This is a genomic window from Ruegeria sp. AA3 (genome assembly GCF_056542905.1).
This window is the reverse complement of sequence record NZ_JBQGAQ010000001.1, coordinates 787574-805508: the sequence shown is the minus strand read 5'-3', so window position 1 is coordinate 805508 and position 17935 is coordinate 787574. Positions and strand designations below refer to the sequence as shown.

The 17935-nt window shown below is 57.7% G+C and carries 19 protein-coding genes, 1 tRNA gene and 2 pseudogenes; 11 read left to right on the top strand and 11 right to left on the bottom strand.

The window, feature by feature from the left end; genetic code table 11:
* Nucleotides 1-130: 130 nt before the first annotated feature.
* The 6 genes from argS (at nucleotide 131) to ACR0JR_RS04005 (ending at nucleotide 5742) form a co-directional block, all read left to right on the top strand.
* Entirely contained in the window at nucleotides 131-1876 is a 1746-nt protein-coding gene (gene argS / locus ACR0JR_RS04030) for an arginine--tRNA ligase (RefSeq protein ID WP_480455088.1), read from the top strand.
* An 89-nt stretch (nucleotides 1877-1965) separates the two neighbouring features.
* A complete protein-coding gene (locus ACR0JR_RS04025; protein ID WP_480455087.1) occupies nucleotides 1966-3006 on the top strand; it encodes an SPOR domain-containing protein in 1041 nt (346 codons plus the stop codon).
* Nucleotides 3003-4010 (top strand): beta-N-acetylhexosaminidase, encoded by a 1008-nt coding sequence (gene nagZ, locus ACR0JR_RS04020; protein ID WP_480455086.1) that lies wholly within the window; start codon nucleotides 3003-3005, stop codon nucleotides 4008-4010. Before ACR0JR_RS04025 ends, nagZ begins: the two co-directional genes overlap by 4 nt.
* A complete protein-coding gene (locus tag ACR0JR_RS04015) occupies nucleotides 4000-4794 on the top strand; it encodes a segregation and condensation protein A (protein ID WP_480455085.1) in 795 nt (264 codons plus the stop codon). The genes nagZ and ACR0JR_RS04015 overlap by 11 nt, the downstream gene beginning before the upstream one ends.
* The gene (gene scpB, locus ACR0JR_RS04010; protein ID WP_480455084.1) at nucleotides 4787-5437 is read left to right on the top strand and encodes an SMC-Scp complex subunit ScpB; all 651 of its coding nucleotides are present in this window, start codon (nucleotides 4787-4789) and stop codon (nucleotides 5435-5437) included. Before ACR0JR_RS04015 ends, scpB begins: the two co-directional genes overlap by 8 nt.
* 65 nt (nucleotides 5438-5502) lie before the next feature.
* Complete coding sequence (locus ACR0JR_RS04005; protein ID WP_480455083.1) at nucleotides 5503-5742, top strand: hypothetical protein; 240 nt, start codon at nucleotides 5503-5505, stop codon at nucleotides 5740-5742.
* Between the two features lie 3 nt (nucleotides 5743-5745).
* Here the strand turns inward: ACR0JR_RS04005 and ACR0JR_RS04000 are convergent, their stop codons facing one another.
* From ACR0JR_RS04000 to ACR0JR_RS03965, 8 genes are all read right to left on the bottom strand, one after another.
* The gene (locus tag ACR0JR_RS04000; protein ID WP_480455192.1) at nucleotides 5746-6825 is read right to left on the bottom strand and encodes a 2'-deoxycytidine 5'-triphosphate deaminase; all 1080 of its coding nucleotides are present in this window, start codon (nucleotides 6823-6825) and stop codon (nucleotides 5746-5748) included.
* 61 nt (nucleotides 6826-6886) lie between these two features.
* Nucleotides 6887-6963 (bottom strand) — tRNA-Pro (locus ACR0JR_RS03995).
* A 61-nt stretch (nucleotides 6964-7024) separates the two neighbouring features.
* Complete coding sequence (locus ACR0JR_RS03990; RefSeq protein WP_480455082.1) at nucleotides 7025-7612, bottom strand: MerR family transcriptional regulator; 588 nt, start codon at nucleotides 7610-7612, stop codon at nucleotides 7025-7027.
* Nucleotides 7613-7630: 18 nt separating this feature from the next.
* Entirely contained in the window at nucleotides 7631-7933 is a 303-nt protein-coding gene (gene ihfA, locus ACR0JR_RS03985; RefSeq protein ID WP_008755922.1) for an integration host factor subunit alpha, read from the bottom strand.
* A 96-nt stretch (nucleotides 7934-8029) separates the two neighbouring features.
* On the bottom strand, nucleotides 8030-9001 hold the full coding sequence (locus ACR0JR_RS03980) for a beta-ketoacyl-ACP synthase III (protein WP_480455081.1): 972 nt from the start codon (nucleotides 8999-9001) through the stop codon (nucleotides 8030-8032).
* 24 nt (nucleotides 9002-9025) lie between these two features.
* Nucleotides 9026-10111, bottom strand: a complete 1086-nt coding sequence (plsX, locus tag ACR0JR_RS03975) for a phosphate acyltransferase PlsX (RefSeq protein WP_010440567.1) — start codon at nucleotides 10109-10111, stop codon at nucleotides 9026-9028.
* A 24-nt stretch (nucleotides 10112-10135) separates the two neighbouring features.
* A complete protein-coding gene (gene rpmF / locus ACR0JR_RS03970; protein ID WP_008756996.1) occupies nucleotides 10136-10342 on the bottom strand; it encodes a 50S ribosomal protein L32 in 207 nt (68 codons plus the stop codon).
* Nucleotides 10343-10547: 205 nt separating this feature from the next.
* Entirely contained in the window at nucleotides 10548-11084 is a 537-nt protein-coding gene (locus tag ACR0JR_RS03965; protein ID WP_480455080.1) for a YceD family protein, read from the bottom strand.
* 84 nt (nucleotides 11085-11168) lie between these two features.
* Between ACR0JR_RS03965 and ACR0JR_RS03960 the strand changes: the two genes are divergently transcribed.
* The 5 genes and pseudogenes from ACR0JR_RS03960 (at nucleotide 11169) to ACR0JR_RS03940 (ending at nucleotide 15365) form a co-directional block, all read left to right on the top strand.
* Nucleotides 11169-11645 (top strand): outer membrane protein assembly factor BamE, encoded by a 477-nt coding sequence (locus ACR0JR_RS03960; RefSeq protein ID WP_170470812.1) that lies wholly within the window; start codon nucleotides 11169-11171, stop codon nucleotides 11643-11645.
* A 101-nt stretch (nucleotides 11646-11746) separates the two neighbouring features.
* On the top strand, nucleotides 11747-12481 hold the full coding sequence (locus tag ACR0JR_RS03955; RefSeq protein WP_480455079.1) for a GNAT family N-acetyltransferase: 735 nt from the start codon (nucleotides 11747-11749) through the stop codon (nucleotides 12479-12481).
* A gap of 68 nt (nucleotides 12482-12549) precedes the next feature.
* Nucleotides 12550-13809 (top strand): annotated as a pseudogene (locus ACR0JR_RS03950) (ABC-F family ATP-binding cassette domain-containing protein); the annotation flags it as partial.
* Between the two features lie 384 nt (nucleotides 13810-14193).
* Nucleotides 14194-14358: pseudogene (locus ACR0JR_RS03945) on the top strand (hypothetical protein); the annotation flags it as partial.
* A 233-nt stretch (nucleotides 14359-14591) separates the two neighbouring features.
* Nucleotides 14592-15365 carry a class I SAM-dependent methyltransferase gene (locus ACR0JR_RS03940; RefSeq protein WP_480455078.1) on the top strand — a complete coding sequence of 258 codons (774 nt, stop codon included), beginning with the start codon at nucleotides 14592-14594 and terminating at the stop codon, nucleotides 15363-15365.
* 193 nt (nucleotides 15366-15558) lie between these two features.
* On the opposite strand, the gene ACR0JR_RS03935 is transcribed toward ACR0JR_RS03940, so the two are convergent.
* The 3 genes from ACR0JR_RS03935 to ACR0JR_RS03925 form a co-directional block, all read right to left on the bottom strand.
* On the bottom strand, nucleotides 15559-16101 hold the full coding sequence (locus tag ACR0JR_RS03935; RefSeq protein ID WP_480455077.1) for a sugar O-acetyltransferase: 543 nt from the start codon (nucleotides 16099-16101) through the stop codon (nucleotides 15559-15561).
* Nucleotides 16102-16110: 9 nt separating this feature from the next.
* Entirely contained in the window at nucleotides 16111-16866 is a 756-nt protein-coding gene (locus ACR0JR_RS03930) for an SDR family NAD(P)-dependent oxidoreductase (protein WP_480455076.1), read from the bottom strand.
* 74 nt (nucleotides 16867-16940) lie between these two features.
* Nucleotides 16941-17891, bottom strand: coding sequence for a GlxA family transcriptional regulator (locus ACR0JR_RS03925; RefSeq protein WP_010440542.1), 951 nt, complete (start codon nucleotides 17889-17891; stop codon nucleotides 16941-16943).
* Between the last annotated feature and the right edge of the window lie 44 nt (nucleotides 17892-17935).

Here is a 17935-nt window from a genome sequence, read left to right as displayed (position 1 = left end):
CTCCGGGGCGTGTGTGGCGTCAGGCCCGAAACTACCCGGCCTGTGCGTTATGCCAAGTACAAACTAAGGGCGTCCATTGACCTTGCCGCGATGCGTGTTAAACCCCGCGACAAGTAAAAGGACATCCGAAATGAACCTGTTTTCCGAGATCCGCGGCCTTGTACTGGACGCGCTGGCGCAGATGCAGTCCGAAGGCGCGCTGCCAGAGGGATTGAGCTTTGACAACGTGGCGGTTGAGCCTCCGCGCGATGCAGCGCATGGCGACATGGCGACCAATGCGGCGATGGTACTGGCGAAACCGGCGAAGATGAAGCCGCGGGACATTGCGGATGTGCTGGCAGGCAAGCTGTCTGCAGACGACCGGATCACCAGCGCCGAGGTGGCGGGCCCGGGCTTTCTAAACCTGCGGCTTGCGCCTTCGGTCTGGCAGGGCGTGCTGGCTGCGGTGCTGGAAAAAGGCACCGATTATGGCCGTTCGACCATGGGGCATGGTCAGAAGGTCAACGTGGAGTATGTCTCGGCCAACCCGACCGGCCCGCTGCATGTGGGCCACACGCGGGGGGCTGTGTTCGGTGATGCGCTGGCAAGCCTGCTGGCCTATTCGGGCCATGATGTGACCCGCGAATACTACATCAACGATGGCGGCGCGCAGGTGGATGTGTTGGCGCGGTCGGCCTATGAACGGTATCGCGAGGCGAATGGTTTGAGCCCGGAGATCGCTGAGGGCCTGTATCCTGGCGACTACCTGATCCCGATTGGCGAGGCGCTGAAAGAGAAATATGGTGACAGCCTGATCGACAAGCCGGAAAGCGAATGGCTGGAAGCACTGCGTGAGTTTTCAACCGATGCGATGATGGACCTGATCCGCGCCGATCTAAAAGCGCTGGGCGTTGAGATGGACGTTTTCTTCTCAGAAAAATCGCTCTACGGCACGGGTCGGATCGAGGCGGCGCTGCAGTCTTTGACCGACAAGGGCCTGATCTACGAAGGCGTGCTTGAGCCGCCCAAGGGCAAGAAGCCCGAGGATTGGGAGCCGCGCGAGCAAACCTTGTTCAAGTCGACCGAACACGGGGATGACGTCGATCGCCCGGTCAAGAAGTCGGATGGCAGCTGGACCTATTTTGCCCCCGATATCGCCTATCACTACGACAAGGTGAGCCGCGGGTTTGACGCGTTGATCGATGTGTTCGGTGCGGACCACGGCGGCTATGTCAAACGGATGAAGGCGGCAGTGTCGGCGCTGTCCGATGGCAAGGTGCCGTTGGATATCAAGCTGACGCAACTGGTGAAGCTTTGGAAGAATGGCGAGCCGTTCAAGATGTCCAAACGGGCAGGGAACTTTGTCACCCTGCGCGATGTGGTCGATCAGGTCGGGCCGGATGTGACCCGTTTCGTTATGCTGACTCGCAAGAACGACGCGCCGCTGGATTTCGATTTCGACAAGGTGCTGGAACAAAGCCGCGAGAACCCGGTGTTCTACGTGCAATACGCCCATGCCCGCGTCATGAGTGTACTGCGCCGCGCGGCCGAAGCCGGGATCGCGGCCGATGATGCGACCCTTAAAGGGGCCGATCTGGGCAAGATTGATCACGCCTCTGAGCTGACTGTTGCCAAGAAGCTAGCGGAGTGGCCACGGCTGGTGGAAATTGCTGCGCGTACCAACGAGCCACACCGGGTCGCATTCTATCTCTATGAATTGGCAGGGGATTTTCATGCGCTGTGGAACAAAGGCAATGACGAAACTCAGCTGCGCTTTATCCAGGATGGCGATGTTGCCACAAGCCAATCGAAAATCGCATTGGCACGCGCTGTTTCTGTTGTGATTTCAGCGGGCTTGGGTATTCTTGGCGTTACCCCGGCGCAGGAGATGCGGTAAACAATATCGCCCGAACCGCCGGTACGAGGTAGGCAAGAAATGACCCGCGCGCCATCTTTGTAAGGCGTGAAACGGGCGGTGAGGCGGATATGGCACGTTACGATTACTCGGGGCAGAACAGCTCCGAGCAGATGCAATACTCGAATCAAACGCATTCTGCAGATGCGTATGACTATCCTGACGAAAGCTATGGCTATGACGATGCGCCGCGCGCAGGGGCTGGGCTTGGTCGAATTGTGAACGTGCTTGGCGCGGTTGCGTCTCTTGCGCTGGTCGCAGGTGTTGGCGTCTGGGGCTACCAGCTGATCATGCGCGACGTTAGCGGTGTGCCGGTTGTGCGCGCTGCCGACGGGCCGATGCGCGTGCAACCCGAAAATCCCGGCGGTACGCCTGCGGATCACCAGGGGCTGGCGGTGAATGCGGTCGCCGCAGTTGGAACCGCTGCACCTCCGGCAGATCGGCTCATTCTGGCACCACGCCCTGTGTCGCTGACGGATGAAGACACACCGATGGCGACGCTTGAGGCGACGAATGCCGTACATGTGGTTGAAGAGCCCGCCACGGATCAGGCAGTCATGCAGGCTTTGGCCCAAGGGCTCGCCGCACCTGTGCCCGCGCAGGAGCAAGAGCAGGGTGTGCAGCTGGCCTCGCTGGTTACCCCCGAGGAAGAGCCCGCGATTGATCCGGCGGACTATGCCGCGCAACAGCCTGACCCGAAGATTGCAGCACTGCCCGGAGTGCGGCGTTCGCTACGTCCGCATGTGCGCCCAGCTCGTGCAACTCCCAGCACAATCTCGTCCAGCAGCGCAACCGAGGCTGCAATAAACGCGGCCGTAAAGGCTGCCGTTGGTCTGGATGTAGACCCGGATACGCTGGCCAAAGGCACGCGTCTGGCTCAGCTTGGGGCCTATGAAAGCGCCGATGTGGCGCAAGCGGAATGGGCGCGTTTGAACGGTCAGTTCGGTGAGTATATGGATGGAAAACAGCGCGTTATCCAGAAAACCTCAAGCGGGGGCCGCACTTTTTATCGCTTGCGGGTCATGGGGTTTGATGATCTGAGCGACTCACGCCAGTTCTGCGCCGCATTGGTTGCGCAGGGTGCAGACTGTATCCCGGTCGCCGTCCGGTGAGATTTGGCGCGGTTATCACCGATGCCGAAGGGCTGCGCCTGACGCCGGATGAGAAAGCATTATTCAAAGAGATGAACCCGTTCGGGTTCATTCTGTTTGCCCGCAACATCGAAACTGCCGACCAGACCCGCGCCCTGTGCGAGGACTTTCGCGAGGCTGTTGGTCGAAATTGCCTGATCACCGTGGATCAGGAAGGGGGCCGCGTGCAACGTCTGCGCGGACCTTTAGCCCGTGAATGGATGCCGCCGCTGGATCATGTCGCGCGTGCCGGAGATCAAGCCGAGCGTGCGATGTATCTGCGCTATCGGCTGATCGCGCATGAATTGCTGGAGCTGGGCATCGACAGCAACTGCGCACCAATGGTTGACCTGGCTCGCGACAACACACACACGTTTCTGAAGAACCGCTGCTATGGATCTGATCCCGAACAAGTTTCTGCGATTGGCCGTGCCGTCGCTAACGGGCATTTGGACGGAGGAGTACTGCCGGTTGTGAAGCACATGCCTGGCCATGGCTTATCAACGCTCGACAGTCATCACGACCTGCCGCATGTGGACCTTTCGCTGAAAGCACTAGAAGAGGCAGATTTTGCACCGTTCCGCGCGCTCAACGACCTGCCAATGGGAATGACGGCGCATTTGGTCTATGACCAGATTGATCCCAGACCTGCGACCATTTCTGCCGGAATGATGACATTGATCAGGGAACACATTGGGTTTGATGGTCTGATCATGACCGACGATATCACCATGAAAGCGCTCAACGGCACGCCCGCCGACCTGGCCCGCCAGGCGCTGGACGCCGGATGCGATGTGGCCTTGCACTGCAACGGCGCGTTTGAAGAACGTGCTCAGGTGCTTGAAGCCGCCGGCCAGATGTCAGATGCGGCACAAGCCCGCGCAGATCGGGCGTTAGCTCGGCGGCAACCGCCACAGGAACTTGACATCCAAGCCGCCGAAGCGGAACTATCTGCCCTAATGGGCGGGCAGGTATATGCAGGATAACCTTTTCAGCGAAGACCCGGTCTCGGTCGCGGATCGGCTTGCAGCCGAAGCGCTGATTGTTGACGTCGACGGGTTTGAAGGCCCGTTGGACGTGCTGCTGACCCTGTCTCGCACCCAAAAGGTGGATCTGCGCAAAATCTCGGTTCTGGCGCTGGCGCAGCAATATCTGACCTTTGTCGAAAAGGCGCGTCAGCTGCGCATTGAACTCGCAGCGGATTATCTGGTGATGGCCGCTTGGCTGGCTTTCCTCAAATCCCGCCTGTTGCTGCCGCCCGACCCGGATGACGAAGGCCCCTCGGGTGAAGAACTCGCCGCACACCTCGCATTCCAGCTGGAACGCTTGCAGGCCATGCGCGATGCCGCTGCGCGTCTGATGGCGCGCGATCAGCTGGGTCGTGACTTCTTCAAACGCGGGCAGGGCGAGGATGTCACCCGTATCCGCACCGTGACCTATTCTGCCACGCTGCTAGACCTTATGCAGGGCTATGCGCGTATCCGCACCCGAGACGAATTCCGACCCTTTGTGATGGACCGCGATGCCGTCTTCACGATGGAACAGGCGTTGGAACGGATGCGCCCTCTGATTGGTTTTGCCGGTGCCTGGACGGATATGGAGACCTATCTGCCCGAAGGTTGGGACACCGATCCGGTGCGCCGCCGCTCGGCCACCGCCGCGACCTTTGCGGCCTCGCTGGAGCTGGTTAAAGAAGGACATATGGAGATGAAGCAAAGCGAGACCTTTGCACCGATCCATCTGCGTAAGAGGACCGAAAAACGTGACTGACGCCCCAGAAGAGACCGGCACTCTGTTTGAAGCGCCGCCCTTGGCCGAACAGGAGCGTATGGTTGAGGCCGTGTTATTTGCCAGTGCAGAACCGGTGACGATTGCTGATCTTGAGGCGCGGATGCCGCATGGCAGCAATGCTGCGCAGGCCGTTGAATTGCTGCAGAAACGATACGAAGGGCGCGGAGTGCGCGTGGCGCGCGTTGGCGAGGCCTGGGCGATCCGAACTGCCCCCGACCTGGGTTTCCTGATGCAGAAAGAAACGGTTGAGACGCGCAAGCTGAGCCGGGCAGCCATCGAAACGTTGGCGATTGTTGCCTATCACCAACCCTGCACAAGGGCTGAGATTGAAGAAATCCGCGGCGTTTCCGTCTCGCGTGGCACCATCGATCAGCTTCTGGAGATGGAGTGGATTCGGCTGGGGCGCCGCCGCATGACGCCGGGCCGTCCAGTTACATTTGTGGTAACGCCCGAATTTCTGGATCATTTCGGTCTGGAAAACGCCCGTGACCTTCCGGGTCTGAAAGAACTGCGCGCGGCGGGGCTGTTGGAAAACCGGCCGCCTCCAGGCACAGTGCCGTTGGGTGAAGGGCAGGATCAGGATGAAGACGAAGATCAGACCGAGCTGTTCGAGGAAGAGTGATCAAACAGCCCTTTTGTTGGCACAGAACATGCCTATTGTAGTGCGCGGGAAACGGAGTTGAACCAATGAATGCCAATCGGATCATTGACATGATCGTGCGTCAGGTTTTGCGCCGCCTTGTGAACCGTGGGGTCGACAAGGGTATTGATATGGCGAGCCGGGCCGGTCGCAAACCGGGGCCGTCAGAGACCCAAAGTGATTCCGAAGCAAATCGTCAAATGCGCGATGCGGCTGGGCGCCAGAAGCAGAGCGTCAAGCAGATGAAACAGGTAACTCGGCAGATGCGCCGCTTCATGAAATTTTGATTGTTAGCCTACGGCCTTAAAATGCTTAGACAGTTTGAGGCCTTGCCCCTGATAGTTTGAGGCAATGCCCGCGCCATACAGCTGCGTCGGCATCTCAGCCATTTTCTCATATACCAAACGCCCGACGACCTGTCCGTGCTCCAACACAAAGGGCGCCTCGTGGCAGCGCACTTCCAACACGCCGCGCGATCCTGCGCCGCCCGCTTCGGCATGACCAAAGCCCGGGTCGAAGAAACCGGCGTAGTGCACCCGGAACTCACCGACCATGGCCAGATAGGGGGCCATTTCGGCGGCATACATCGGTGGGATATGCACTGCTTCGCGGCTGACGAGAATGTAGAACGCGCCGGGGTCGAGGATGATGCGTCCGTCTTTGGTGCGCACCTCTTCCCAGTATTCCTGCGGGTCGTATTCGCCGATCCGGTCCAGATCGATCACCCCGGTGTGTGGTTTGGCGCGATAGCCAACTAGGTCGGTATCGGGTAGCTGCAGATCGACCGAGAATCCCAGACCGTCCTGAATCACGGCTGGGCCATCGACCAGCGGTGTCTGACTATGCAACGCGGACAGTTCGACGTCGCTCAACACAGCCTGACCCTTGCGGAAACGGATCTGATTCAACCGCATTCCGGGGCGCACCAAAACCGAGAAAGAGCGCGGGCAGATCTCGGCATATAGAGGACCAGTATATCCAGCGGGGACCCGATCGAACTCGGTACCACCATCGGTGATAGTACGGGTCAGTAGGTCCAGCCGCCCGGTCGAGCTTTTGGCATTGGCCACCGCACTGACGTCATCGGGGAGGGCGAGCGATTCCATCAGCGGCACCAGATAGACGCAACCTTTTTCCAGAACCGCGCCTTCGGTGATGTCGATGCGGTGCATTTCAAACTCGGCCAGACGATCTGCAACAGACCGTCCTTCGCCTGCCAGAAATGAGGCACGTACCCGGTAAGCTACTGTTCCTAAACGTAGATCAAGGCTGGCGGGCTGCACCTGCGCAGGGATGATGTCCGGGCTTGCAGTAATCTCACCACGCGCGATCATCGCCTCAAGCTGCTGATTTGGGCAAACACCTGTCATTTCGATCCCCTCTGCTGCCAGAGCGGGATCTGGCCTGTGTGCCATAAACGTCGGTGTGATTTGGTCGGGCTAGCAGGACTCGAACCTGCGACCTTCCGTCCCCCAGACGGACGCGCTACCAGGCTGCGCCATAGCCCGACGTTGAGGTGTTCATAAAGACTTTCCCGGCAGGGGCAAGAGGAAATCATCGCCTTTTTTGCTATCCCGCCGCCCGGTTTTCAACGCGATCCAGCCAACGGCGCAGGTCTTTTGCAATCGGTGCAATTTGGTGCAGAAGCTTGTCGTCATACTCTGCCCGGTTCCATGCCAATGATGCTATTCCACCCATAAGTGGAGCGGCGTCCATTGCATCAGGTTGCAGCTTGGGTTGGTCGCTAATGTCGGGCTTTATTGGTGCCGGAGCTTGGCCGGGTTCGCCGAGATCCATGTTAATCTGGTTCGCAGGCTGCGCCGAGGATGCTGCGGTAAACGGAACAACCGTGTCATTCGGAGGCGAAACGGGCGGGCTGTCATCCAGGCTCGGTGAAAGTGAAGCAACGTGTGCAACGCCTTGTTCCCGCAGGATTCTCTGTACGCCTTTGATGGTGGTGCCATCCTCGTGCAGCAGTTTCTTGATGCCACCCAATAATCGCATATCATTCGGGCGGTAGTATCGCCGCCCACCGGCACGCTTTACCGGCTTTACCTGCGTAAACTTGCTTTCCCAAAAGCGCAGAACATGAGCCTGAACTCCTAGCCAGTCCGCAACTTCACTAATGGTGCGAAAGGCGTCGGGGGACTTACTCATAACCAAACTGTCCTGAACTTACTTGCGGTTCCCTGCAGCGACGCGATCCTTCATCAGGTGCGACGGGCGGAAAGTCAGCACGCGGCGCGGCTGGATCGGAACCTCTTCTCCGGTCTTGGGGTTACGTCCGATGCGGGCGGTTTTGTCCCGAACGCTGAATGTACCGAAAGACGAAATCTTGACCTGCTCGCCACGCACCAGCGCGTCGGACATGTGGTTCAGAACGCTTTCGACAAGCTGCGCACTTTCATTGCGTGACAGGCCGACCTCACGAAAGACGGCCTCGCTCAGATCCATTCGGGTCAGTGTTTTATCGCCCATACTTTTTCCCCTGTTGATGAGCGAGCATATGGCGATGCGAAATTCACTGTCAATATCAATGAATTGCAGGCGGCTTCGTAAGCCGGATTGCGCCCATCACCAGCGTAGGGCAACCGCACCCCATGCCAGACCGCCGCCGATCGCTTCAGTTACAATTAGATCACCGGTTTTGATCTGGCCGTTCTTCTTGCCCACCGACAAGGCCAAGGGAATCGACGCAGCGGAGGTGTTTCCATGATCCTGCACGGTGACAACGACATTTTCCATCGGCAGGCCCATCTTCTTGGCAGTGCCTTGAATAATGCGGATATTGGCCTGATGCGGCACAATCCAGTCGACATCGTCGCTGGTGAGGCCCGCTCGCTCAAGCGCGACTTCGGCGGTTTTGGCCAGCTTCTCGACGGCATGGCGGAAGACCTGATTGCCCTGCATCCGCAAGTGGCCGGTTGATTGGGTCGAAACCCCGCCATCAACATAAAGCAGGTCTTTGTATCGCCCGTCCGAGTTCAGGTCGGTGGAAAGAATGCCGCGATCATCAGAAGTGCCTTGCCCATCCTGTAATTCCAGCACAAGTGCGCCTGCGCCATCGCCGAACAGCACACAGGTGGACCGGTCGGTCCAGTCCATGATTCGCGAAAATGTCTCGGCTCCGATCACCAGCACGCGCTTCGCTTGTCCAGACAGGATCAGAGCGTTGGCATTGCAAAGTGCAAAGACGAACCCGGCGCAAACGGCCTGCACATCAAACGCAAATCCTTTGGTCATACCCAGCCGCGCCTGCACCATAGTCGCAGCCGATGGAAATGTCAGATCAGCCGTCGAGGTTGCCAGCACAATCGCGTCGATATCATCTGCCGTCAGTCCGGCATCGGTCAGCGCAGCCTCGGCCGCTTTGGTGGCAAGATCGGATGTGGTTTCGTCCTCGGCAGCGAAATGCCGTCGCTCGATACCGGACCGGGTGCGAATCCATTCGTCCGTCGTATCCAGTGTTTTTTCGAATTCGGCGTTTGGTACAACGCGCTCCGGCAAATAATGTCCGACACCTACAACAACTGAGCGGCCTGCCATGCTGGGGTACTGCCTTTTTTGTTATTATTCCGATTGAGACACGGAATGGGCCGCATCTTGTGCAAGTGCGGCAGTTGATGCAACCCGTGCCGCCAATTTTTCGGCAAAGCCGGATTCTGCCAAAGTGAAAGCAAGTTTGACCGCAGCCGAAACGCCTGTCGCGTCTGCTCCGCCGTGGGATTTCACAACGGTTCCGTTCAGCCCGAGGAACACGCCGCCGTTTACGCGACGCGGATCGATCCGCTTTTTAAGGCGGTTTAGCGATGTGATCGCCAGAATCGATGCCAAGCGGGACAGGGGCGAATATTTGAATGCCTCGCGCAGCAGATCACCGATTAGGTTCGCGGTGCCTTCGCCGGTTTTGATCGCAACGTTGCCGGTGAAACCGTCTGTGACGATCACGTCAGCCTTATCGCCGGGGATATCACTGCCTTCGACAAAGCCCACGAACTCAAAATTCGCCTGATCGGCAAAGTCCGAGATCATGGCGTGCGCCTCTTTCAATTCGGCGCGGCCTTTGTGCTCTTCAGTTCCGACGTTCAGCAGACCGATACGGGGGCGGCTGAGCGCCATACCGTTGCGCGCGTATGAAGCACCCATCAGAGCATATTGCAGCAAATCCTTGGCATCAGCACGTACATCCGCGCCCACGTCCAGCATCACATTGAACCCGTGTGGATTACGCGAGGGCCACAGGATCGCGATGGCAGGGCGGTTTACACCCGGCAGCTTGCGCAGCCGCAGCATCGACATTGCCATCAATGCGCCAGTGTTGCCGCAGGACACCGCGCCATGCGCTTCGCCTGCGCGCACCGCTTCCAGCGCCGACCACATCGATGTGTTCTTGCCGCTACGGACAACCTGGCTGGGCTTGTCCTCCATCGTGACGACGTCGGGGCAATCACGAAAAACGACGCGCCCATCAAGGACACGTCGTTTGGCAACCAGCTTGCGCAATTCCTGTTCCTGGCCGTGCAGGATGAACCCGATCTTCGGGTTCTTGTCCGCAGACTTGGCAATACCCGCCACAACGACGGCGGGGCCCGAATCTCCGCCCATAGCGTCAACCGAGATGATGATCCGTCCGGTTTGCGTGGGCTGATCCGTCATGCCTTGGCCTGCGTCCAATCAGGCTTAGGCCGCGTCTTCGTCCAGGTCGATTTCGTCGGCCTGAGCGACGACTTCACGATCGTCATAGTGACCGCAGGATGCGCAAACATGGTGCGGGCGCTTCAGCTCGCCGCAGTTCGGGCATTCGTTCGGGTTTGCAGCAACCAGAGCGTCGTGTGCGCGGCGGTTGTTGCGACGCGACTTGGAAACTTTGTTCTGTTGGACGGCCATGGTCTCAACCTTTGTCTGATATGGGCTGATAGATTCGCTGTCAGCCGGGTTACGTACTTTGTTTTCTCGTGGTTTGACGCGCGTTTAAGGGGCTTGCCCCGCAATGTCCAACCCAAATTCCAATGAGCGCGCGAAAATACTGCGATTCTCGCCATGTTCAAGCGGTTTTTCTGGCCGCCTGCTATGACAGGAAATCCCTTGCCTGTCACTCGTCTTTTTTCAACGCATCCCGCAGGTCAGCCAGCCCCGCAAAGGGTTTGACATCCTCGTCGGTCATCGCTTGTTTTCCGGGCTCAGTATAGTCGACTTGCTTAAGTTCGGCACCGTCCTTGCGGGGATATTGCGGCAACGCAAGTGATAACGCTTCGATCATAACCTGCGCCGGATCAATTTCAGCGCCCAATGGTTCGGTCTCGTCATCTTCTGGGATTTCGAATTCAGGCTCGTCCGGATCGGTCCAATCCGCCAGAAACACGCGAGTGACTGGCGTGTCGATCCGGGTTGTCACGGGTTCAAGCGTTACGACGCAGGGTTGGATCACCGTCGCACCAAGTTTGCCTTTCAGAAGCCAGTCACGTTTGCCCTGGGCGCTTAGCTGCCCGACAAAGCTCAACTTGCGCAGCCCCAGCAGGCCGAGCTCCCGTTTGATCGGTTCAAGCGTGTCGCTATCTGGGCGCAGTTCAAACGGGGTTGCAGCGTTCTGGGGCAGGTCAGCCACCCGTAATGATGTTTGGTTGCTCATAGTTGAGTCTTTCCTGTGTTGAACCGGAGCGCCGGTTTCTGTAATCGGATAGGGTCCGCAAGGGGCCATGGCAAGAGGGTGTCAATGTTGAAGGGTGTGAACAGGCTGAAACCAGCATCGAAAACGCTTGTCTTTGCTGTCTGTTTGGCAGTCGCGGGCGCGTGTTCGCCGATCTTCAAGAATCACGGCTATGTGCCGCCGCCGGAGGATCTGGCCAAGATCAAAGTCGGCGTCGACACGCGCGAAAGCGTCGAAGAAACGATCGGTGCGCCAACGGCATCTGGCGTTGTACGGGATTCGGGTTATTACTACGTCGCGTCTCGAATTCGTCACTATGGACCGAAAAAGCCCGAGGTCGTTTCGCGCCAGTTGGTCGCAATCAGCTTCGACCAACGCGGTGTCGTCCGCAATATCGAGCGGTTTGGTCTGGAAGATGGCTATGTCATTGTCCTCGACCGCCGTGTGACCGATTCCAATGTTGAGGACAAAGGCTTCCTGCGTCAGCTTCTTGGTAATATCGGCAACTTCAATCCGGCGAACATTCCGGGGGTCAGTCAGTAACTAAGCTGTGTAGGGGCGGTGTGGCGGTCATATGACGGTCACATGCACTATATAAGTGTTTCAGATGATTGACCGGTCAGCCACCGCAGGAGGATGCGACCATGGCTGTTTTGTTGGAGAAGGGCCGTTATCAAGCGCGCTTAGCACAAACCGCGTGTGATGTGGCCGAGGCACAGAAGCTGCGGACGCTGGCCTTCGCGACCGAGGATCTGGATGGCGATGCTTTTGATGAGCACTGTAACCACATGCTGATCGAGGACATGCGCACCAATGGAGAGTTGGTATGCTGCTTCCGCATGCTGACGATGCAGGACGGTGACGAAGTAGGGCGCAGTTATTCGGCTCAGTTCTATGACCTGTCGGCGCTGCGTGGCTTTACTGGGCCAATGGTCGAGATGGGTCGTTTCTGTATTCATCCTGACCGGCACGATCCGGATATTTTGCGTGTCGCCTGGGGGGCAATGACGGCATATGTCGACCAGAACGGGGTCGAAATGCTTTTTGGCTGCTCGTCCTTTGCGGGGACTGAGACGGTTGAGTATCTGGATGCTTTTGCCATGCTCAAAGACAAGCATTTGGCCCCAAAACGGTGGTTGCCAAGGGTCAAGGCACCCGATGTTTTTCGGTTTGCCACACGGTTGCGTCGCAGACCAAATGCAAAACTGGCGATGCTGCGCATGCCGCCATTGCTGCGCACCTATCTGATGATGGGCGGGTGGGTCAGTGATCACGCGGTCGTGGATCGCCAGATGAACACGTTGCATGTGTTCACAGGACTTGAAATCAGCGCAATTCCAGCCGCGCGTAAACGCCTTCTGCGGGCCGTGGCCGGGTGAGATGGGTATTATTCAAAAGGTGAAACAGGGGCGTTGACGCCTTGCCCCAGCCGGTTTAGCTGGCGGGCATGGCGAGAATTCCTTTGTTGCAGATGTCCGGTATCTCTCTGACCTTCGGGGGGGATCCGGTGTTTTCCGGTCTGGACCTTGTGGTTCAGCCCGGTGATCGCGTTGCGCTGGTCGGACGTAATGGATCAGGTAAATCTACCCTGATGAAAGTAATGGCCGGATTGGTTGAGGCCGATCAGGGCGATATTGTCATCCCTCCGGGTAAATCTGTGGGTTACATGGAGCAGGATCCCGATATGCAGGGGTTCGCGACTCTTGGTGACTATGCCTCAAGCGGGTTGGAGCCCGGGGAGCTCTATAAGGTCGAACGCGCTGGCGAAGGCTTAAAATTCGATCCCGCCCGTCCGGTTGAAACTGCGTCTGGCGGGGAAAGACGGCGGGCGGCATTGGCAAAGCTAATGGCCGAGGCACCAGACCTGATGCTGCTGGACGAGCCAACGAACCATTTGGATATCGAAGCGATCGCATGGCTTGAACGTGAGTTGGGATCGACCCGTGCGGCTTACGTTCTGATTTCGCATGACCGGGCCTTCCTGCGTGCATTGACCCGCGCGACTCTGTGGATTGATCGCGGCGTTGTACGGCGGCAGGAGCAGGGGTTTGAGGCTTTTGAAAGCTGGCGCGACAAGGTCTGGGAAGAGGAAGATCAACAGCGCCACAAGTTGAACCGCTTGATCAAGTCCGAGGCGCGATGGGCTGTTGAAGGTATCAGCGCGCGCCGTAAGCGCAATCAGGGCCGGGTGCGGGCGCTGCAGGCATTGCGAGCTGAGCGGGCAGCGCAGATCAAACGTCAGGGTTCTGCCGCTATGGCTTTGGAATCTGGTCCAAAACCCGGGCGTAAGGTCATCGAAGCCACTGGCGTTTCAAAGGCATTTGGATCTCAGCAGATCGTGCGCAACTTTGATCTTTTGGTGCAGCGTGGTGACCGTGTGGCCTTTGTCGGCCCCAACGGTGTGGGTAAGACAACGCTGCTGAAAATGCTACTGGGTCAGGTCGATCCTGATGAAGGATCTGTGGTGCAGGGCACCAATCTGGAGATCGCTGTATTTGATCAGGCGCGTGCGCAGTTGGATCCGGAAATGAGCTTGTGGGACAGCTTAACCGGCAATCCTGAGATGCGGGTGTCTGGCAAGGCTGATCAAGTGATGGTGGGTGGGCAGCCCAAGCATGTGGTGGGCTATCTCAAAGAGTTTCTGTTCGATGACGCACAGGCAAGAGCGGCTGTTAAGTCCTTGTCTGGTGGGGAAAAAGCGCGGTTGTTGTTGGCCAAGCTGATGGCAAAATCTTCAAACCTTCTGGTGCTGGACGAACCGACGAATGATCTGGATGTTGAAACGCTGGATCTGCTGCAGGAACTGCTGGACGACTATGATGGCACTGTGTTGCTGGTCAGCCATGATCGGGATTTTCTGGATCGGGTTGCGACCACAACCATCGCGATGGAGGGCAATGGGCGCGCAACCGTTTACGCCGGAGGGTGGTCCGACTACATCGCGCAACGTGGAGAGATAGCTCAGAAAAAAGAAGATAAAACAAAATCTTCAAAGCCGAAGGTGAAGCAAGAGGCAAAGCCAAAACACGGCCTCTCGTTCTCGGAAAAGCACCGGCTAGAGAAGCTACCTGCCGAGATTGCGCGCCTTGAGGCCGAGATCGCCAAGCTTGAGGAACTGATGTCGGACCCCGAGCTGTTCACCCGCGAACCGGTCAAGTTTCAGAAAGCGACTGACGCCTTGGTCGAACGGCAGGAAAAACTGTCAGCGGCCGAGGAAGAGTGGCTGTTGTTGGAAGAGAAGGCCGAAACTGGTTAAGTCCGAGTTATACATCTACATTCGGTTGAATTGTCTGAATTGTACAAAACTTAGGTTAATGGTTTGAATACGACTTGTTAATCGCTCCGAGCCCTTATTCCCCAATGCTGCAGAGAGCCCCTATGTCTGAATTGCTTTCGTATCGGTAACGCTCAGCGATGCCGCCCCACTTCCCGACCAGCAACCACAATGTTAGCGTGACTGCCAGGAACCGGGGGGATCACTTTATGGGCATGGAATACGACGACGCGGCAGCGGAGCGATTAGAGGCGGTTTACCTTGGGCCGGATGTAGTTTCTCAAAGAGACGACACCCTTCGAAGGATTTCGGTTCGAAAGGGCGAGCGGGTCTTGGATATTGGAAGCGGCCCCGGCTTTCTCGCGGCTCAAATAGCGGATCAAACAGGACCCGATGGTGAAGTTGTAGGCATCGACATTTCGGAACAAATGGTAGAACGCGCAACGAAACGAAGTGGGCATGACTGGCTAAGCTATCGTTGCGCCGACGCGACCAAGCTCCCGTTTGAAGAAAGTTACTTCGATGTGGTCGTTAGCACCCAAGTTGCTGAATATGTGCCTGATGTAGCGAAGTTTTGCAGCGAGGTTTTTCGTGTTCTCAAACCCGGCGGACGTGCTTTGATCCTTGCGACGGATTGGGAGGGTGTCTGTTGGCATAGCGAGTACCCGGATCGAATGGACAAGGTGCTCAAGGCTTTTGCACCGCATTGCGCCGACAGCAAACTTCCGCGAACGCTTGGTGCTCGTCTTCGAAACGCGGGTTTGGTAGTCAATGAAGTGAGCTATTTCTCCATCATTAATACGGACAGATACGATGGTTGCTATGGCGAAATGGTGGTGCCCTTCATTGTGGCTTACGTGAAGGGACAAAAAACTGTTCCAGATGATGACCTGCAGGCGTGGGCAGAAGAACAAGCGGCGCTTAATGCAAGTGGGGAGCATTTCTTCTCGACTGGCCGATTTAGTTTCTCCGTCAGTAAACCATCCTGATCGACAAGCAGACATTGGGGCGGCGACAGCGAACGGCAGCAAAGTCTCGCAAAGGTGACAACACCAACGAAAGCAAAACAGATACACCCAGGCTCAGAACTTTTTGTCGCCGCTCCGCGTTATCCTGTGGGTCGGGCCTAAGAAAAGAAGAAAAACAAGGTGCTGGACATATGGCTTGCGGCCACGCGTGAGGTCAAATCGGGCGGGCCGGGTTGCCGACGACGGTCGCTCCGACCGAGACGTCTTTCGTAACTATGCTTCCGGCGCCGATGATGGCGCGGTCTCCGATTGTGACGCCGGGCATGATGATCGCGCCACCGCCGATCCAGACATTCTCGCCAATTGTCACAGGGTGAGCGATTTCCAGACCTTGCGCGCGCAAGGCGGGGTCTTTCGCGTGTTCGGCGCAGTAGATCTGTACCGTGGGCCCAAGCATCGTATCATTGCCGATCCGCACCGGCGCGGTGTCGAGAACGACACAGCCAGCGTTCAGATAAACCCGATCACCCAGAGACAGGTTTATTCCGTAGGCACAATGGAATGGTGCCTCGACAAAGCTGTCCTGACCGACATGGGCAAGAAGCGCCGCGAGTTCCGGAGCCAAATTGCCCCTTTCATCTGGCGGGCAAGTGTTATGGGCATGGACAGCACGGCGCGCGGTGGCACGCAACGCATCGAGTTCTGGATCAAGGCAGCGATACCAGTCGCCTGCCTCCATTTTCTGCCGCTCGGTCATGGCATTGATTTACCGCATCCGGAGGGCACCGTCGATGCGGATGACTTCTCCGTTAAGGTAGCCCATCTCGACGATAAACCCGGCCAGCCGCCCGTATTCAAGGGGATCGCCAAGGCGGGCAGGGTTGGGGACGTCCGCTGCAAGTTGCTGCTGCACCTCTTCGGGCAGACCAGCCAGCATGGGCGTCATGAAAATACCCGGTGCGATGGCCATCACGCGGATGCCAGAGGATGCCAGATCGCGGGCCATGGGCAGGGTCATGCCGACCACGCCGCCTTTCGATGCTGCATAAGCGGCCTGACCCTTTTGCCCGTCAAAGGCGGCGATAGAGGCGGTGTTGATGATTACGCCGCGCGCGCCGTCCGGTTCGGGATTGTTCTTAGCCATTTCGGCAGCGGCAAGGCGTGAGACGTTGAAAGTGCCGACCAGATTGATGTCGATGGTGCGCTGGAAGGCGTCCAAGGGGTGGGGGCCGTCTTTGCCGACGGTTTTGGCTCCGATCGCGATCCCGGCGCAGTTCACGGCCGCGGTGATGCGACCCATCTTGTCCTTCGCCTGCGCAATGGCCGCAGCGACCGAGGCCTCATCCGTCACATCGGTCTGTGCAAAATACCCACCAATCTCAGCCGCGACCTGAGGGCCGCGCTCGGCATCACGATCAAGGATGGTTACTTGTGCGCCGCTCTCGGCAAAATGACGGGCTGTGGCTTCACCCAGGCCGGACGCACCGCCGGTGATGACTGCAGCTGTGGTTGAGAGTTGCATGAAGGGCCTCATCTTGATCTGAACACTTGTTCAGATAATCGCAAGCAAGGGGTGCTGTCCAGTCACAGTATTGATCAATCCAGCCTGCTGCGCTGTTGCATGGGCGTGATCCCAAAGGTCGCACGATAGACGCGCGAGAAATGACCGGCACTTTCGAACCCGCAGGCAAAGGCGACCTCGGTCACTGAGGACTCGGTCTGCAAAAGCAGATTACGAGCCCGCTCTAGGCGCAATTCCATGAAGTATTTTTTGGGCGAAGTGTTCAGGAATTTTCCGAACAGGCGTTCGAGTTGTCGTGTCGAAATGCCGATATCGGCGGCAATGACTGATGGCGACAGCGGGCTTTGGATGTTTTCGGTCATGATGTTGATCGCCTTGGCCAAATGCGCATTGCGCATCCCGTTGCGTGATTGCAGCGAGACGCGCTGATCAGCGGTGGCATTACGCACGGCGTTATAGACCATCTGATCGGCAACGGCGACGGACATGTCGTGGCCGTGATCCCGTTCGATCAGGTGCAGCATCAGATCGGCAGTGGCCGTGCCGCCCGATGCGGTCATGTGTTTTTCGTCAGCGACAAAAACGCTGCGAACCAGGTTGATTTCGGGAAAAGCCTCCATAAAAGAATCGTGATATTCCCAATGAATTGCAGCCTGCATACCGTCCAGAAACCCGGCTTCGGCCAGCAACCAAGCACCAGAACAAAGCGCGCCGATATTGGTCCCACGCGCGCGTTCACGGCGCAATGTGGCCAGCAGTGGCTTCGTGACATGATTTCGCATGTGAATGCCCGACAAAACAAACAACTGGTCGCATTTGGGCACGGACTGCAGCCCGCCATGTACCAGAGTTATTGATCCGTTGGAGCAAACCGCCTGCTCTCCGTGCTCTGACCGAAAGGACCATTGGTAGAGCTCTTCACCCGCCACCCAATTTGCAATGCGCAACGGTTCGACCGCGCATGAGAAGGCGAGGTGCGAGAATTCCTCGACCAGTATGAAAGTGAAGTGTTGCGGTTTGTGCATGGGGTGGACCGGAATCAGGGCGTTTCTGAATGTATCGGCATGCT

Excerpts from the sequence above, each read along its gene's own strand:
- argS (WP_480455088.1), top strand. The coding sequence starts at position 131 with ATGAACCTGTTTTCCGAGATCCGCGGCCTTGTACTGGACGCGCTGGCG.
- ACR0JR_RS04025 (WP_480455087.1), top strand. The coding sequence starts at position 1,966 with ATGGCACGTTACGATTACTCGGGGCAGAACAGCTCCGAGCAGATGCAA.
- ACR0JR_RS04015 (WP_480455085.1), top strand. The coding sequence starts at position 4,000 with ATGCAGGATAACCTTTTCAGCGAAGACCCGGTCTCGGTCGCGGATCGG.
- ACR0JR_RS04005 (WP_480455083.1), top strand. The coding sequence starts at position 5,503 with ATGAATGCCAATCGGATCATTGACATGATCGTGCGTCAGGTTTTGCGC.
- ACR0JR_RS04000 (WP_480455192.1), bottom strand. The coding sequence starts at position 6,825 with ATGACAGGTGTTTGCCCAAATCAGCAGCTTGAGGCGATGATCGCGCGT.
- ACR0JR_RS03990 (WP_480455082.1), bottom strand. The coding sequence starts at position 7,612 with ATGAGTAAGTCCCCCGACGCCTTTCGCACCATTAGTGAAGTTGCGGAC.
- ihfA (WP_008755922.1), bottom strand. The coding sequence starts at position 7,933 with ATGGGCGATAAAACACTGACCCGAATGGATCTGAGCGAGGCCGTCTTT.
- ACR0JR_RS03980 (WP_480455081.1), bottom strand. The coding sequence starts at position 9,001 with ATGGCAGGCCGCTCAGTTGTTGTAGGTGTCGGACATTATTTGCCGGAG.
- plsX (WP_010440567.1), bottom strand. The coding sequence starts at position 10,111 with ATGACGGATCAGCCCACGCAAACCGGACGGATCATCATCTCGGTTGAC.
- rpmF (WP_008756996.1), bottom strand. The coding sequence starts at position 10,342 with ATGGCCGTCCAACAGAACAAAGTTTCCAAGTCGCGTCGCAACAACCGC.
- ACR0JR_RS03965 (WP_480455080.1), bottom strand. The coding sequence starts at position 11,084 with ATGAGCAACCAAACATCATTACGGGTGGCTGACCTGCCCCAGAACGCT.
- ACR0JR_RS03960 (WP_170470812.1), top strand. The coding sequence starts at position 11,169 with ATGTTGAAGGGTGTGAACAGGCTGAAACCAGCATCGAAAACGCTTGTC.
- ACR0JR_RS03955 (WP_480455079.1), top strand. The coding sequence starts at position 11,747 with ATGGCTGTTTTGTTGGAGAAGGGCCGTTATCAAGCGCGCTTAGCACAA.
- ACR0JR_RS03940 (WP_480455078.1), top strand. The coding sequence starts at position 14,592 with ATGGAATACGACGACGCGGCAGCGGAGCGATTAGAGGCGGTTTACCTT.
- ACR0JR_RS03935 (WP_480455077.1), bottom strand. The coding sequence starts at position 16,101 with ATGACCGAGCGGCAGAAAATGGAGGCAGGCGACTGGTATCGCTGCCTT.
- ACR0JR_RS03930 (WP_480455076.1), bottom strand. The coding sequence starts at position 16,866 with ATGCAACTCTCAACCACAGCTGCAGTCATCACCGGCGGTGCGTCCGGC.
- ACR0JR_RS03925 (WP_010440542.1), bottom strand. The coding sequence starts at position 17,891 with ATGCACAAACCGCAACACTTCACTTTCATACTGGTCGAGGAATTCTCG.